This is a genomic window from Enterobacter sp. ECC-249, from assembly GCF_043965265.1.
In the GTDB taxonomy this organism is placed as follows: Bacteria; Pseudomonadota; Gammaproteobacteria; order Enterobacterales; family Enterobacteriaceae; genus Enterobacter; species Enterobacter quasiroggenkampii.
Map to the genome: position 1 here is coordinate 4,291,847 of NZ_CP143660.1, position 15,442 is coordinate 4,307,288.

At 55.2% G+C, this 15,442-nt stretch carries 16 protein-coding genes; 6 read left to right on the forward strand and 10 right to left on the reverse strand.

Annotation, left to right across the window (positions count from 1 at the left end; all coding sequences use genetic code 11):
• Nucleotides 1-95: 95 nt before the first annotated feature.
• A complete protein-coding gene (locus V1587_RS20360) occupies nucleotides 96-1,022 on the forward strand; it encodes a LysR family transcriptional regulator (RefSeq protein WP_371897883.1) in 927 nt (308 codons plus the stop codon).
• On the opposite strand, the gene V1587_RS20365 is transcribed toward V1587_RS20360, so the two are convergent.
• The 7 genes from V1587_RS20365 to V1587_RS20395 form a co-directional block, all read right to left on the reverse strand.
• The gene (locus V1587_RS20365) at nucleotides 1,017-1,709 is read right to left on the reverse strand and encodes an aspartate/glutamate racemase (RefSeq protein WP_371898021.1); all 693 of its coding nucleotides are present in this window, start codon (nucleotides 1,707-1,709) and stop codon (nucleotides 1,017-1,019) included. The two genes, V1587_RS20360 and V1587_RS20365, sit on opposite strands and share 6 nt — an antisense overlap.
• Nucleotides 1,710-1,797: 88 nt before the next feature.
• Nucleotides 1,798-2,922: an LPS O-antigen length regulator Wzz(fepE) gene (gene wzz(fepE), locus V1587_RS20370; RefSeq protein ID WP_371897882.1), complete on the reverse strand. Its 1,125-nt coding sequence runs from the start codon at nucleotides 2,920-2,922 to the stop codon at nucleotides 1,798-1,800.
• Nucleotides 2,923-3,131: 209 nt separating this feature from the next.
• Nucleotides 3,132-4,547, reverse strand: a complete 1,416-nt coding sequence (locus V1587_RS20375; RefSeq protein ID WP_032660200.1) for a sugar porter family MFS transporter — start codon at nucleotides 4,545-4,547, stop codon at nucleotides 3,132-3,134.
• Between the two features lie 311 nt (nucleotides 4,548-4,858).
• The gene (gene kduD / locus V1587_RS20380) at nucleotides 4,859-5,620 is read right to left on the reverse strand and encodes a 2-dehydro-3-deoxy-D-gluconate 5-dehydrogenase KduD (protein ID WP_048224726.1); all 762 of its coding nucleotides are present in this window, start codon (nucleotides 5,618-5,620) and stop codon (nucleotides 4,859-4,861) included.
• Nucleotides 5,621-5,683: 63 nt separating this feature from the next.
• Nucleotides 5,684-6,520, reverse strand: a complete 837-nt coding sequence (gene kduI, locus V1587_RS20385; RefSeq protein WP_371897881.1) for a 5-dehydro-4-deoxy-D-glucuronate isomerase — start codon at nucleotides 6,518-6,520, stop codon at nucleotides 5,684-5,686.
• A gap of 238 nt (nucleotides 6,521-6,758) precedes the next feature.
• The gene (locus V1587_RS20390; RefSeq protein WP_371897880.1) at nucleotides 6,759-7,937 is read right to left on the reverse strand and encodes an acetyl-CoA C-acetyltransferase; all 1,179 of its coding nucleotides are present in this window, start codon (nucleotides 7,935-7,937) and stop codon (nucleotides 6,759-6,761) included.
• Between the two features lie 93 nt (nucleotides 7,938-8,030).
• A complete protein-coding gene (locus V1587_RS20395; protein WP_371897879.1) occupies nucleotides 8,031-8,897 on the reverse strand; it encodes a LysR family transcriptional regulator in 867 nt (288 codons plus the stop codon).
• A gap of 105 nt (nucleotides 8,898-9,002) precedes the next feature.
• Between V1587_RS20395 and V1587_RS20400 the strand changes: the two genes are divergently transcribed.
• Nucleotides 9,003-9,464, forward strand: coding sequence for a multidrug/biocide efflux PACE transporter (locus V1587_RS20400; RefSeq protein WP_115876214.1), 462 nt, complete (start codon nucleotides 9,003-9,005; stop codon nucleotides 9,462-9,464).
• Between the two features lie 119 nt (nucleotides 9,465-9,583).
• The gene (locus V1587_RS20405; RefSeq protein ID WP_395314473.1) at nucleotides 9,584-10,813 is read left to right on the forward strand and encodes an amino acid permease; all 1,230 of its coding nucleotides are present in this window, start codon (nucleotides 9,584-9,586) and stop codon (nucleotides 10,811-10,813) included.
• Nucleotides 10,814-10,851: 38 nt separating this feature from the next.
• Here the strand turns inward: V1587_RS20405 and V1587_RS20410 are convergent, their stop codons facing one another.
• On the reverse strand, nucleotides 10,852-11,322 hold the full coding sequence (locus tag V1587_RS20410; protein WP_008499685.1) for an Lrp/AsnC family transcriptional regulator: 471 nt from the start codon (nucleotides 11,320-11,322) through the stop codon (nucleotides 10,852-10,854).
• Nucleotides 11,323-11,437: 115 nt separating this feature from the next.
• Here V1587_RS20410 and V1587_RS20415 point away from each other — a divergent pair, with 115 nt between their 5' ends.
• The gene (locus V1587_RS20415; protein ID WP_371897877.1) at nucleotides 11,438-12,049 is read left to right on the forward strand and encodes a LysE family translocator; all 612 of its coding nucleotides are present in this window, start codon (nucleotides 11,438-11,440) and stop codon (nucleotides 12,047-12,049) included.
• A gap of 170 nt (nucleotides 12,050-12,219) precedes the next feature.
• Here the strand turns inward: V1587_RS20415 and V1587_RS20420 are convergent, their stop codons facing one another.
• Both V1587_RS20420 and yjdI read right to left on the reverse strand, forming a co-directional pair.
• The gene (locus V1587_RS20420) at nucleotides 12,220-12,492 is read right to left on the reverse strand and encodes a GNAT family N-acetyltransferase (RefSeq protein WP_008499687.1); all 273 of its coding nucleotides are present in this window, start codon (nucleotides 12,490-12,492) and stop codon (nucleotides 12,220-12,222) included.
• Nucleotides 12,493-12,502: 10 nt separating this feature from the next.
• Entirely contained in the window at nucleotides 12,503-12,733 is a 231-nt protein-coding gene (gene yjdI, locus V1587_RS20425) for a 4Fe-4S mono-cluster protein YjdI (protein WP_008499689.1), read from the reverse strand.
• A 301-nt stretch (nucleotides 12,734-13,034) separates the two neighbouring features.
• On the opposite strand from yjdI, the gene V1587_RS20430 reads away from it, so the two are divergent.
• Both V1587_RS20430 and V1587_RS20435 read left to right on the forward strand, forming a co-directional pair.
• Nucleotides 13,035-14,675 carry an ATP-binding protein gene (locus tag V1587_RS20430; protein WP_371897876.1) on the forward strand — a complete coding sequence of 547 codons (1,641 nt, stop codon included), beginning with the start codon at nucleotides 13,035-13,037 and terminating at the stop codon, nucleotides 14,673-14,675.
• Nucleotides 14,659-15,354: a response regulator gene (locus V1587_RS20435; RefSeq protein ID WP_371897875.1), complete on the forward strand. Its 696-nt coding sequence runs from the start codon at nucleotides 14,659-14,661 to the stop codon at nucleotides 15,352-15,354. Before V1587_RS20430 ends, V1587_RS20435 begins: the two co-directional genes overlap by 17 nt.
• Nucleotides 15,355-15,442 lie beyond the last annotated feature (88 nt).

Here is a 15,442-nt window from a genome sequence, read left to right on the forward strand (position 1 = left end):
ATGATTACGCCACAGCGCAAAGAGAATAAAAAATATCGTTTTATCGCGAGTCTATGCAAAAATGATATGGACAGTTATCTACTTTCAGGTGCCCTATGCCCGCCGTCAATTTACGCCATATCGAGATTTTTCACGCCGTGATGACCACCGGCAATCTCACCGAAGCCGCACAGATGCTGCATACCTCGCAGCCGACGGTAAGCCGCGAGCTGGCGCGCTTTGAGAAAGTGCTGGGGCTGAAGCTGTTCGAACGCACCCGAGGCAGGCTTCACCCGACGGTTCAGGGGTTACGCCTGTTCGAAGAAGTACAGCGTTCCTGGTACGGACTGGACAGAATAGTGAGCGCTGCGGAAAGCCTGCGCGAGTTTCGCCAGGGCGAGCTGTCGATCGTCTGCCTGCCCGTCTTCTCGCAATCCTTTTTGCCGATGCTGCTCCAGCCCTTTCTGGCCCGATACCCGGAGGTCAGCCTCACCATCGTGCCTCAGGAATCACCTCTGCTTGAAGAGTGGCTTTCGGCCCAGCGCCATGATCTAGGCCTAACCGAAACGCTCTCCACGCCAGCGGGCACGACGCGAACGGAGTTGATCTCGTTAGATGAAGTGTGTGTTTTGCCCGCCGGGCATCGGCTTGCCGGTAAGGCGGTGCTCACACCGGAGGATTTCCACGGGGAAAACTACATTAGCCTGTCGCAGACCGACAGTTACAGACAGCTGCTGGATACCCTGTTTGCCGAGCATCAGGTCAAACGGAGACTGGTGGTGGAAACGCACAGCGCGGCTTCGATTTGCTCGATGGTGCGTGCTGGCGTCGGCGTCGCGGTGGTGAATCCACTCACGGCGCTGGACTATGCCGGAAGCGGGATTGTCATCCGCCGCTTTAGCGTGTCCGTCCCGTTCACCGTGAGCCTGATCCGCCCGCAGCACCGTCCGGCCTCAGCGCTGGTGGACGCTTTCACCGAACACTTAAAGGAGCACGCGCGTCAGGTGGCGCTTCGCTTACCTGACCTGCAAAACCCGTTATGACAGCATAAATTCCACGGCATCCGCGGCATGGATGGCGGTGGTATCAAATACCGGGACGGGGCTTTGCTCGACGGGTACTAGCAAACCGATCTCGGTGCAGCCGAATATCACCCCTTCGGCTCCCTGCTGCGCGAGTTTATCGATGATGCTGACGTAATACGCGCGGGAAGATTCGCTGAAGGTACCGAGGCAGAGCTCGTCAAAGATAATCTGGTTGATGCGCGCCCGATCTTCTTCATCCGGGATCAGGCTCTCGATCCCAAATTCACTGTGCAAACGCCCGCGATAAAAATCCTGTTCCATAGTATAGCGTGTACCCAAAAGCGCTACGCGGCGCATCCCGGATGCCGCAATCGCACGACCGGTCGCGTCCGCGATATGCAGAAACGGCAGCGAGCAGCGGTCCTCAATATGCGACGCCACTTTGTGCATGGTATTGGTACAAAGCACTATCCCCTCGGCACCGGCACGCTCCAGTCCCAGTGCCGCCTGGGCCAGGAGCTCCCCGGCTTTATCCCACTCACCGCTCGACTGGCAGGCCTCGATTTCATGGAAATCAACGCTGTGCAGCAGCAGACTGGCGGAGTGCAGACCACCCAGACGCTGTTTTACCCCTCCATTGATCAGGCGGTAATAAGGGATTGTCGATTCCCAGCTCATTCCACCTAACAGGCCGATCGTTTTCATCATCCCTCCTTATCTTTGTTTCTTTTTTAACACAACCGATGCGCATAAAAAAAGGCGCTGTATTCAGCGCCTTTTTAAACTGCAGCGTTTATTCCGTCACCGGCTCGGGGAGTGGATTACGATTAAGCATTGCCTCGCGCAGTAAAACGCTGCCGCAGGCAAACAGCCCCCCCAGAAGCGCCGCCAGAACGACAATCAGGGCCTTGCCCGGACCATCCTTTTTCACCGGCATGGAAGGAGAAAGCTGGTACCGGAATGGCTCAAGTTTAACATCAGCAAAGGAGAGCTTTTTAAGTTGCGCCAGATGGTATTCCCGGTTCTGGAAATCCGCATTCAGCTCGGTCACGTCCTTAAGATTTTTTTCAATCTGCAGCTTTTGCGCGATACCGTCAGCACCGAGCGCAACGGAGTAATCCGGATCGTCTTTTACCGCCTGTCCGTTGCTATAAACCGGTTTCTTAATGCCGGCCGCATTTGCCACTTCCAGCGAATAATTGAGCCGCTGCAGGTTGGTATTGTGAATAGTGGTCAGACGGACGCGATCCAGTTCCAGCTGCTGCTCAACGACGTTCTTTTTCAGGGCGATCTGGTTGCGGATATTCTGTACCGTCTCTTTTTCGACGATAGCCGCGATATAATCGATGTATCCCTCCAGAACGTTTTGCGCATCGCCTGCTGTCGGCGCAGTGAAGCTTAATGTCCAGGAGACATAGGGGATTTTATCCGCGTCTTTTCCCTGAGCGTTATTCACCGCTATCATTCTGTCAGAGATGTTGACTATCGCCCGATGCAGCTCAAGTGGATCCACCTCAGTATTTTTAAGCTGCGACATCACGTAAGAAGAGGATTTCAGATACTCTTCAAGCAATGACTGCGACTGAAACTTTTTAATGAACAGGTCAAAGACTTCCGGACGGGTAATATTCACGTCCACATCAAGCACCTGTAACGCTACCATCATCTGGCGCAGCGGGTTCCACTGCGACTGTTCTGCCGGGGTGATCACCGCTTTGCTGGTCCACTTCTGCGGCAGTAAAAATGAAATGGCCAGCCCCGCCAGTGCAAAAGCAAGCGTAACGGCGACGATGCGCTTTTTCGCTGCCACTAAAACAGCTAATAAACCGAAAAGATCTATTTCTTTAGCGTGTTCTATACGGGAGGTATAACGGGAAAAATCAATATCTGTGTTTTTTTTGAAATCCATTTCTGACATAGGAATTCTTCTTTTTCTTGATGCAACGCATCTTTGTTCATTGATCGCGGTGGCCAATAATACAATAGATTGAGAAAAATCCTAATTGCAAATCTCTTTATCTGACTACACCCTGCCAAAGTTGGTAGAGAGTTTCGTCACGTTATTATTGTGATTCATCTCTTTGTCCACCTTTGGCATAGGTTATAACGAGTAAACAGGCAATACGATCACACGCCGATATTTCGCAGCTTCTCTCCGGCCATCAGCTTGCGCTCGATGTGTTCCAGCGTCACGCCTTTGGTCTCCGGGATCAGCCAGAACGTGACGCCAATAAACGCCACGTTCAGCACCGTATAGAGCCAGAACGTTCCCGCTGCGCCAATCGCGTCCAGCAGCGTCAGGAAGGTCGCGCCGATGATCATGTTCGACACCCAGTTGGTGGTCGTGGAACAGGTAATGCCAAAGTCACGGCATTTGAGCGGCTGAATTTCGGAGCACAGGATCCACACCACGGGCGCGGCGCTCATCGCGTAGCCTGCGATACACATCATGGTCATCCCGACAGAAAGCCAGGAAAGCCCGCTTGAGGCCGTGCCGTTATCAAACTGCATCAGGCAGTAGCCCAGGATCAGCGTGCCGAGCGCCATCACGCTGAAGCCAATTTTCAGCGCCGGTTTACGGCCGGCTTTGTCCACGGTGAACACCGCAATAAAGGTGGCGAACATGAAGGTCAGCCCGACCACCAGGGTGGCGATCATCTGCTGTTCCGTGGTGGTGAACCCGGCCATTTTGAAAATGCGCGGCGCGTAGTACATGATGATGTTCATGCCGGTGAACTGCTGCATCGCCTGCAGCAACATGCCGAGGAAGACCGCCCGGCGCACGTTGCGGTTGATTTTAAACAGCGCCCAGCCCCCCTGCTTGAGCTTCAGGCTTTCGCGGATCTCATTCAACTCTTCGCGGGCTTTTTCTGATGTGTCGCGCAGCATGCGCAGCACCTCTTCTGCCTCCACGTGGCGCCCTTTCTGCGCCAGCCAGCGCGGGCTGTTCGGCAGAAAAATGACGAGGACGATCAGCACCAGCGCCGGTAAGGCCAGCACGCCCAGCATCGCGCGCCAGTTGCCGCTGTAGCTGAAGTAGGTGTCAGACAGAAACGCCAGCACAATACCCAGCGTGACCATCAGCTGATACATGCTGATCATCTTGCCGCGCACGTTTTCGCTTGCCATTTCGGAGAGATAAAGCGGTGCCGTGTAGGAGGCAATCCCCACCGCCACGCCCAGCAGCACGCGGGAGAGCAGCAGGATTTCAACGTTAGCGGCAAACGCCGAACCGATCGAACCCGCGACGAACAGGATCGCCCCGACCATCAGGCTGTATTTGCGCCCCAGGCGGAACGACAGCCAGCCGTTGAACAGCGCCCCGATGGCCGCGCCAAGCATCATGCTGCTCACCACCCACTCCTGCAGGCGGCTGCTGAGGGTAAAGTGATCGGTAATAAACGGTAATGCGCCGGCAATGACGCCGATATCCAGTCCAAATAACAGACCCGCCACGGCGGCGGCTATGGAGACAAACTGGTTCATGCGGCGAGTATCACGCAGCGCAGCGGGCATTAGGGTAGAGTCATTTATAGATGTCATATTTTTCCTGCCTCAACAGCAAATTCGTTAACTGAAATTACGAGAAAGCGAGGAAAAGTGTCAGGCCGGAAATCGCGAAGTTATGGATTATTCCGCTACGGCATACGGTTCTGTGATGGACATTACAATTTCAACTCACGGCGAATAATCACGTATTTTTACTAATCAGTTAATATTTAAGCAATAAAAGTGTGATTGCCGTCATTGGTGATTTTTTAGTATGGATTTTTCATCTTTTGCAATATGGACTAAGCCAATTATTGCGCAAAAAAACCTCCGCCCATGGGCAGAGGTTCTTAATACAGGTGGAATTAACGCGCCAGCCAGCCGCCGTCTACAGCCACGGTGTAACCGTTGATGTAATCCGATGCGGAGGAGGCCAGAAATACCACCGGCCCCATCAGATCGCGCGGCAGACCCCAGCGTCCCGCCGGAATGCGGTCGAGGATTTCCGCGCTACGCTGCTCGTCTGCACGCAGCTGCTGCGTGTTGTTGGTCGCCATGTAACCCGGCGCAATCGCATTCACGTTGATGTTGTGTTTCGCCCACTCGTTTGCCAGCAGGCGGGTCACGCCCATCACGGCGCTTTTGGACGCGGTGTAAGACGGGACGCGGATACCGCCCTGGAACGAGAGCATGGAGGCAATATTCACGATCTTGCCGCCGTTCCCCTGCGCAATAAAGTGCTTCGCCGCCGCCTGGGACATAAAAAATACGCTCTTGATGTTCAAATCCATCACGTCATCCCAGTCGCGCTCGCTGAAGTTGATCGCATCTTCACGGCGAATCAGCCCTGCGTTATTGACCAGAATGTCGATATGACCGAATTCCGCCACCGCACGATCCAGCAGTTCAGGAATGGCATCGATTTTACGCAGGTCGGCAGTCAGGCTCAGGAAACGGCGACCCAGCGCCGTCACGCGTTCGATGGTTTCCGTCGGCTCAACGATATTAATCCCGACGATATCGCAGCCCGCTTCCGCCAGGCCTAACGCCATCCCCTGACCCAGCCCGGTATCACATCCGGAAACCACCGCCACTTTCCCCTGCAGAGAGAATGCATCCAGAATCATGTTTATTCCTTACTCTTTCAGAGCCTGTCACTCACAGGCAGGTTTATGCTTCACCGCCCGCGACTAGCGCAGATCGCTGACCGCAACATGGTCCATATCATCGAAGACCTGGTTTTCGCCCACCATTCCCCAGATAAAGGTGTAGGCTTTCGTCCCTACGCCGGAGTGAATAGACCAGCTCGGTGAAATCACCGCCTGCTCGTTGTGCATCACAATATGGCGCGTTTCCTGCGGCTGTCCCATCATGTGGAACACGCAGGCGTCTTCATCCATATTGAAGTAGAAGTAGACTTCCATGCGACGCTCGTGGGTATGGCACGGCATGGTATTCCACAGGTTGCCCGGCGCCAGCTCGGTCAATCCCATGCTGAGCTGGCAGGTCTCCAGCACGTCCGGCACGAAGTATTTATTGATGGTGCGGCGGTTGCTGGTGAGGTTGTCGCCCAGGGTCACGGGGGCGACGTCTGCCTTGGTCACTTTTTTGGTTGGGTAGGTGGAGTGCGCCGGCGCGCAGTTGTAGTAAAACTTCGCAGGCTTGCTGGCGTCGATGCTGGAAAAGACCACGTCTTTCGCCCCTTTCCCCACGTAAAGCGCCTCGCGATGGCCAATCTCATAGCACTGTCCGTCTACGGTGATGGTGCCCGGTCCGCCGATGTTAATCACCCCCAGCTCGCGACGCTCGAGGAAATAGCTCACGCCCAGCTGTTTACCGACCTCGCCGCCCACGGAGACGGTTTTCGTGACGGGCATAATGCCGCCCACAATAATGCGGTCGATATGGCTGTAAACCATGGTGTATCTATCGGCCTCGAATACCTGCTCGACTAAAAATGCCTTGCGCAGCCCCTGAGTATCCAGCGTTTTGGCGTGCGCGCTGTGGATGCTTTCTCTGACGTCCACGATAACCTCCAGATGTGGTCATGCCCGAAGGCGGGATAAAAACGAAACAGCGTTCCGTTTTTCATAATGAGCACATACTATCGGCATAAAGTGGGCTTTTCAATTCTATTTAAAACAACGTTTCATTTTTATTTTTGTTTATCACGGAAATGACGCCCGGATCACGCTAAAACCGTCGGGAGATAAAACAGGACGATAAAAAAACCTCCCGGAGGAGGTCATTTTCAATGAGGAAAAGTTAGCGTTCGATGGCCAGCGCCACCCCTTGTCCGCCGCCTATACAGAGCGTGGCAATCCCTTTGCGGGCATTGCGCTTCTTCATTTCGTGGACCAGCGAAACCAGGATCCGGCAGCCGGACGCCCCGATCGGATGCCCCAGCGCGATCGCCCCGCCGTTCACGTTGACCCGCAGCGGATCCCACTCCAGCATTTTTCCGACGGAGATTGCCTGCGCGGCATAGGCTTCGTTTACTTCGATCAGATCCACATCAGAAAGCTGCCACCCCGCGCGTTCCAGACAGCGACGGGTCGCATAAACCGGCGCGATCCCCATTAACGCAGGATCAACCCCTACGCTTGCGAATGCCTTAATGCGGGCTAACACGGGAAGATCGAGTTCGAGGGCTTTGCTTTCGCTCATCATCATGACGGCGGCAGCGCCGTCGTTAATGGAAGAGGCATTTCCAGCCGTCACCGAGCCCTGCATCTCAAACGCAGGATTCAGCCTCGCCAGCCCTTCAGCACTGGCGTCGGTGCGCGGCTGTTCATCGGTATCCACAACCATAGCTTCGCCGTTCTGCCGCAGCGCGCTGACCGGGACAATTTCGTCGCGAAAACGGCCGGAATCAATCGCCGCGCGCGCTTTTTGCTGCGAGCTTAGCGCATAGGCATCCTGCACTTCACGGCTGATGCCGTACTCGCGCGCCAGGTTTTCCGCCGTCACGCCCATATGATAATCGTTGAAGGCATCCCACAGCCCGTCATGCACCAGGCTGTCGAGCAGCTGGCTGTTGCCCAGCTGTGCGCCGGTACGGCTGTCGGTCAACACGTGCGGCGCGCGGCTCATATTCTCCTGCCCGCCTGCAATGATCACATCCGCCTCGCCACACTGAATGGCCTGTGTCGCGAGATGCAGCGCTTTTAATCCTGAGCCACAGACGTCGTTAATGGTGATGGCGGAGACGGTATTGGGCAGCCCGCCCTTCAGCGCCGCCTGACGCGCAGGGTTTTGCCCGGCACCGGCCGTGAGGACCTGTCCCAGAATCACCTCATCAACTTCATGTGCTGCGATCCCGCTACGTTCCACCAGCGCTTTCACCACCACGCTTCCCAGGTCAACCGCCGAGTGACGCGCAAGCGCTCCCTGAAAACAGCCGATAGCTGTACGCAACGCACCCACTATTACGACATCTTTCATCACGACCTCTGTGTTAAATGACATGACGATAGTAGAGGATTGTTACTGGCAATTATCTTAATTGTTTAAAAATAGTGAGTTTAATCACAAGGATCAGCGTGCATCCTGCAGATACTGCCGCAGCCAGCTTCCGGCAACGCCGGGAGGGGATCGTTTATTCCACAGCAGATCGATGCCGATCTCCCGCGGCCAGCCGGGAACATTGAGTTGTACCAGGGATTTCGCGGCGGCAAATTCATCCACCAGCGCGCACGGCAAGACGCACCAGCCAAATCCCTGTACCGCCATACTCAAGAGTAACAGGTAATTCGGGGCTGACCAGACGGGCCCGCGCGCGATCTCCGCCTCGCGCTCAAGATAGGTGCTCAGCCTCAGCTCTCGCCAGCCGTGCAGCTCGTCACGCTGAACGTCATGCTGCCCGGCCAGCGGATGCGTGGTCGCGACATAGATCGCCATGCGGGTCTGCATCGGCAGCCGGATGGCGCCGATATCCGTAGGATAACCGTCTCGCGCTTCGGTGAGGCCAACCTGCGCGCGCTCCTTTTGCAGCAGATCGATCACGTCCTCCTCCTCGCCAATCAGACATTCGAATTCCGTATGGGGAAAACGCGCGTCAAACTGTTTCATCATCTCTTCCAGCACGTCCGGGTTGAGGGTATCGGAAAGGACAAACGTCAGACGCGCCTCCGTTTGCGCCGATAGCGACACCGCCAGCTCATCCAGCCGCGTGCTGGCGGCGAGAATAGCCTGCACATAGCCCAGCACCTGTTCCCCCTGGGCCGTTAACACCGGCTGGCGTGCCGAGCGGTCAAACAGCTCGAAACCGAGATCGGCTTCAAGATTGGCAATGGACGTGCTGATCGTCGACTGGCTTTTACGCAGCCGGCGTGCGGCCGCGGAGAAAGAGCCAGCCGCAACGGTCTCGACAAACGCGATAAGGGCTTCGGGTGAATAGCGCATAATCTATCTACTTTAGCGATGGATACTATCTTTAATATATCAGCTTTAGCGATGAAAATAGGCCACATCACCGCCCATACCGGCGAATTAATGAGGTCTATAACTATGCAACATCAGGATGCACTCCAACGTAAACTGCCGGAGCGGATCTTTCATGCTGTCTGTTTTGAAGGGATTGCAACGGCGATCCTCGCCCCTACGGCGGCGTGGCTCATGCAGCGTTCCGTGGTGGAAATGGGCGGGTTGACCATTGTTCTGGCGACCACCGCCATGCTGTGGAACATTATTTATAACTTCGGCTTCGACCGTTTCTGGCCCGTTCAGCGCGTCAAACGTACGGCAAAAGTGCGTGCGCTGCATGCGCTGGGGTTCGAATGCGGGTTTATTGTGATTGGCGTGTCGATTGTTGCCGCCGTGCTGGGCGTCACCCTGCTGCAGGCATTCACACTGGAAATAGGTTTCTTCCTGTTCTTCCTGCCGTACACCATGTTCTATAACTGGGCGTACGATTGCCTTCGCGAGAAATTTCTTAAGCGCCGCCAGCAACGACGCGCCCTGGCAGGCTAAACGCCTTCTGGCCGGACGTCCGTTCCGGCCAAACGCCTTCGAAGCAACTGCGCTCTCCGTGCATAACTATGGTAAATTGCACTCCATTCCGATGGTTTGATAGTTGATACGTTGCTCTAATGTCGAAAATTTGGTCAAAAGATGAGACTCTCTGGAGTTTCGCTCTCTACGGCACGGCCGTGGGCGCAGGAACGCTCTTCCTGCCCATTCAGCTGGGCTCCGCAGGCGCAATCGTCCTGTTTATTACTGCCCTCGTGGCCTATCCCTTAACCTACTGGCCGCACAAAGCGCTGGCGCAATTTATCCTGTCGTCGAAAACAAAAGGCAACGAAGGGATCACCGGCGCCGTTTCGCACTATTACGGCAGGAAGATCGGCAACCTGATCACCACGCTCTATTTCATCGCCTTCTTTGTGGTGGTGCAGATTTATGCGGTGGCCATCACCAACTCGTTAACCGAGCAGCTGGCAAAACACCTGACGGTGGATACCACCGTTCGCGTACTGGTCAGCCTGGGCGTGGTGCTGGTCCTGAATCTGATCTTCCTGATGGGACGGCATATCACGATAAAAGTGATGGGCTTCCTGGTGTTTCCGCTGATTGCCTATTTCCTGTTTGTCTCGCTCTACCTGATCGGCAGCTGGCAGCCCTCGCTGCTGACCAGCCAGATGGCCGTCGATCGCCATACGCTGCACCAGGTCTGGATTTCGATTCCGGTGATGGTGTTTGCGTTCAGCCATACCCCGATTATCTCCACGTTTGCCGTTGACCGCCGCGAGAAGTTTGCCGACGGCGCTATGGATAAATGTAAGAAAATCATGAAGGTGGCGTACCTGATTATCTGCCTGAGCGTGCTGTTCTTTGTCTTCAGCTGCCTGCTCTCTATTCCGCCGTCGTACATTGTGGCCGCCAAAGAGGAAGGGGTGACGATCCTGTCTGCGCTGTCGATGATGCCCTCTTCACCGGCGTGGCTGGGGATTTCCGGGATTGTCGTGGCGATAATTGCGATGTCGAAATCGTTCCTCGGCACCTATTTTGGGGTAATTGAAGGGGCGACGGAGATCGTGAAGTCGTCGCTGAATCAGGTGGGGGTGAAAAAAAGCCGCGCCTTTAACCGCGCGATTTCCATTATGGGGGTGTCGTTAATCACCTTTGCCGTCTGCTGCATTAACCCGAACGCCATTTCGATGATTTACGCCATCAGCGGCCCGCTTATCGCCATGATCCTGTTTATCATGCCGACGCTGTCGACGTATCTGATCCCCAGCCTGAAACCGTACCGTTCCATTGGCAACCTGCTGACGCTGATTGTCGGGGTGCTGTGCGTGTCGGTGATGTTTGTCGGCTAAGTCCCCTTTCGTGCCCGGCGCTCTGCCGGGCATGCTATTCAGTCTCGTCCCGTAACGTCCAGCGGAAAAGGTCTGTCCTGTACCACCGTTTTCATCACCAGCGTAGAGCGAAGATGCTGCACGCCAGGCATGGCGGAGAGCTTCTCGTCATAGAGCTTCTGGAAAGCGGAGAGGTCGCGGGTCACGACGTGCATCAGATAATCGGGATCGCCAAACAGACGCTGCGCCAGCACGATCTGCGGGATCTCCTCCACCGCCTCTTCAAACGCGCTAACCGCCTTTCGGTCACCCTCTTTCAGCGTCGCAAAGACGATCGCCAGGAAATTAAACCCCATTTTGGCGGGGTCGAGGCTGGCACGGTATCCCGTTATGGCCCCGCTTTGCTCCAGCGCCCGCACGCGACGATGGCAGGGCGAGAGGCTCAGATTGACCCGCTCAGCCAGCTCGGTAAGCGATAAGCGGCCATCAGACTGTAGCGCCGCAAGAATTTTTCGATCGATGCTGTCCATTTGGAAGATTTTCTCAATTTCACCGTGTTATGAGCATAACATTGAAAGCCTATTTCGCAGGGTTAGCGATATTCTTTTTCGCAACGTTTGACGCACTGCGGGAGTCTTCAGGACGATGGAAATGAGTATTGTGGCCGGCTTTTGGGTGGTTTCGTTTCTGCTTATCATGACGCCAGGCGCCGACTGGGCCTACGCCATTAGCGCCGGGATTAACGGACGACGCGTGGTACCGGCGGTGATGGGGCTGATGTCCGGGCATCTGTTAGCCACGTTGATTGTGGTGGCTGGCGTGGGGGTCGTGATTGCTCAACATCCGCTGGCGTTAACCGGGCTGACCGTAGCGGGAGCTCTGTATCTCCTGTGGCTTGGCATAACGTTGCTGCGTCACCCGGCCGCACCGGAAAAGGCCACCCAACACGCGGGAAACTGGAGACAGTGGGCGGTGAAAGGGCTCTGCATTAGCGGCCTGAACCCGAAAGTGTTTTTGCTGTTCCTGGCCCTGCTTCCGCAGTTTACAGACCCGACCGGGAGCTGGTCGTTAGCGATGCAGATGTCCGCGCTTGGGATGATGCATCTTATCACCTGTACGCTGGTCTATCTGCTGGTGGGGTATGGTTCGAAAGCGGTGCTGGCGACCCGGCCACAGGCGGCGCGTCTGGTGAGCAGGGCGTCGGGAGGGACAATGGTGCTGATCGCGATGATATTGCTGTTTGAGCAGGTGAGATAACTGTCTTTTTTTGCCGGGTGGCGCTGCGCTTACCCGGCCTACATTTCACAACGATATCAATTAATTGCACAATTCATTGTAGGCCCGTGCAAGCGTAGTGCCGCCGGGCGAAACTCACAAATCGCACGTTGTCAGCAGTCTGAAATAACACCGGCCATCGCCGGTGTTATTTACGCCCGAATATCGTCATATTCCCGCGTTTTATCAAACTCATGTTTCGCAAACGGACACAGCGGAATAATTTTGCGGTTCTCACCGCGCATCTTCTCCACCACTTTCGCAACCAGCTGTTTACCGACACCCTGCCCTTTCAGGCTCTCATCCACATCGGTGTGCTCGATAATGCTCAGGTGCTCGCCGGTCGGCACGAAGACAATCTCCGCGACCTGGTTGCCGTTCGCATCATTCACGTAAAACTTGTTATGGCCTTCCAGAATATCCATGGTTCCTCGCTTATTTTTGGCGATACTTCAGCGCACCGCTCGGGCAGGTATCAATTACGCGTACAACCGTTTCAACGTCCACTTCATCGGGAATAATCCACGGTTTACGTTTCAGATTAAACAGCTTTGCGCTGCCACGCACGCAGTTGCCGGAGTGTTTGCAGATCCCGGTGTTAAAGTAAACGTCAATTTTCTCGCCGGTATAGGCCCGGTACCCCGCATCCAGTAGCTCTTTATCCATGACATTGCCTCTGTAATTATTATCGTGCTGAATGAAGAATAGCCTGACGGGATCCTGATGGCTATATACCCGTCATATTTCAAGCTGCAGGTGCGTTGGCTGCACTCACTCACCCCAGTCACGTACTTATGTACGCTCCCGGGGATTCGTTCCCTTGCCGCCTTCCCGCAACTCGAATTATTTAGGGTATAACGCCGAAAACGAAAAGCCAGGTCACAACTCTTTTAATGCCAGATTGCGTCCGCTATGGGCCCATGTCAGGCTCGGCAAATGTCACTTTTGCATAACTTCCGCAGGTTGAATGAAACGCAGACTCTCTTTTCAGGTAAAGCTGTTTTTAGCGCTGGTGTGCTTCTCCTGCCTGCTGTTAGTTCTGCTGGGAACGATCCTGTTTCATTTTATTGACCGGCAGCTTCATCACGATCTCGGCCAGCGCGCCCGGGTGCAGGCCAGCCAGATTGCGCTGATGCCGGGTCTGGCGGCCATGGTCGCGGCCAGAGATATCCCCGGCATCGCCCGGTTAATTCAGCCGCTGCGCGCCGAAAGCGATGCCAGCTACATTGTGATTGGCGATACCGAGGAACAGCACCTCTATCATTCGGAATCCCCGGAGCGGATTAATTTACCGATGATCGGCGGGGATAATGCGGAGGTATTAAAGGGCAAAACCATTATTTCCGTGCGCCAGGGCGGGATTGGGGTTTCACTGCGCAGCAAAGCGCCGATCTTTAACGCGCAGCACCAGGTGATTGGTATTGTCTCGGTCGGCTATCTGACCTCCTATATTGCTAATATTAATGCCCGCATTCTCTGGCAGTCCGGGCTGTACGGCGCGGCTCTTCTTCTGCTGCTGTTTATGTTCTCCTGGCTGTTTACCCGCAATCTTAAAAAACAGATGTTCCGACTGGAGCCGAAAGATATCGCTCAGCTGGTTTTGCAGCAGCGCGCGCTATTAGAAGCCATGTATGAGGGGGTATTTGCCGTCAATGAAGAGAAGCAGCTGATTTTAATTAACCGCGCCGCACGAGAAATGCTGGATATTCGGCAAAGTGAGAAAGAGCTTATCGGCAAACCGGTGGAAGACGTTCTGCAGACGTCGCCGGGCTTTTTATCCCAGCGCTACGCCTCGGTGAGCGCTGGCAGCCACGACCAGATTGCCGTGCTGAACCAGCGCGAGGTGATCGTCAACCGGGTGGCGATTGAGGTCGAACCCGGCGTTGAAAGCGGCTGGGTCTACAGCTTTCGCGACAAAAACGACATTAACACCCTCAGCAGCCAGCTCAGTCAAATCAAACGCTATGCGGATAACCTGCGCATTATGCGCCACGAGCAGCTGAACTGGACCGCCACGCTGGTGGGCTTGCTGCAGATGAAACACTATGACGAGGCGATTCGTTACATCCAGGTGCAGTCCGAAGGCGCGCAGCGGGTACTGGACTTTGTCTCCGGCCGTTTTTCCTCTCCCGCGCTGTGTGGGCTGCTGCTCGGAAAATACGTCAGCGCGCGCGAAAAAGGCATCGAGCTGCTGTTTGACCCCGCCTGCCAGCTCACCCGCATGCCCGCCACGCTCAACGAAACGGAGCTGATGTCCATTATTGGTAACCTGCTGGATAACGCGGTGGACGCGACCCTTAAGGCTCCGGTCCCTGCGCCGGTGGAACTCTACATTTCTGACCGTAACCAGGAGCTGCTGATCGAGGTGGCCGACCGGGGCTGCGGGGTGGAGGATGCGATGAAGCCGCATATTTTCCGCCAGGGATTCAGCAGCAAACCGGAACGTGAAAACGACATTGTGGGTACCGAGCACGGTATTGGCCTTTATCTGGTGGCAGGATATATCGACAAGGCTGGCGGCAGCATTGAGATTGCCGATAACACGCCACAAGGGACTATTTTTTCTGTGTTTATTCCGAATGGGCTAAAGCATGACCCAAGCACTTGATGTTGTGATCGTTGAAGATGAGCCGCATCTCGCGGAGCTGCATCGCGAGTATATCGAGCAGAATTTTCATCTGCGCGTGGTGGGCATCGCCGCGTCGATTGAGCAGGCATGCAGCCTGATTCGTCAGCATCAGCCGCGGCTTATCCTGCTGGACAACTATCTTCCGGACGGTAAAGGCGTGGAGCTCATCGATAACCCGCTGCTGAAAAGCTATGAGTGCTCGGTGATCTTCATCACCGCCGCGAGCGATATGCAGACCTGCAGCCACGCCATGCGCAGCGGCGCGTTTGACTACCTCATCAAGCCCGTCTTTTTTCAGCGCCTGCACGCATCGCTGGAGCGGTTTATGCGCTTCATCCACACCGTGCAGCAGGTGAAGGTGGTCGACCAGCATGCGCTGGATCGCCTGTTTAATCTGCCTGCCGCGGAAGCCTCCGTTACGCCGTCCACAAAGGGCATTGAGCCACAGACGCTGGAACGCATTAAACGCCTGTTCGCCGAGCATCCCGATAGTGCGATGTCGGTTGAAGAGGTGGTGGAAAACGTGGGGATCAGCAAAACCACGGGACGACGCTACCTTGAGTACTGCGTGGAGAGCGGGTTAATCAGCATCGAAATGCTGTACGGTAACATTGGTCATCCACGCCGGTTATACCGCAAAGCGCCCGATAAACCGTAATCCGAAACCGTTCACAGGCTAACGTTCGCGGATTTTATGGTGTTAATTGCTGAAACGACGGCGACAATCACACTTCGGAATCATTGCC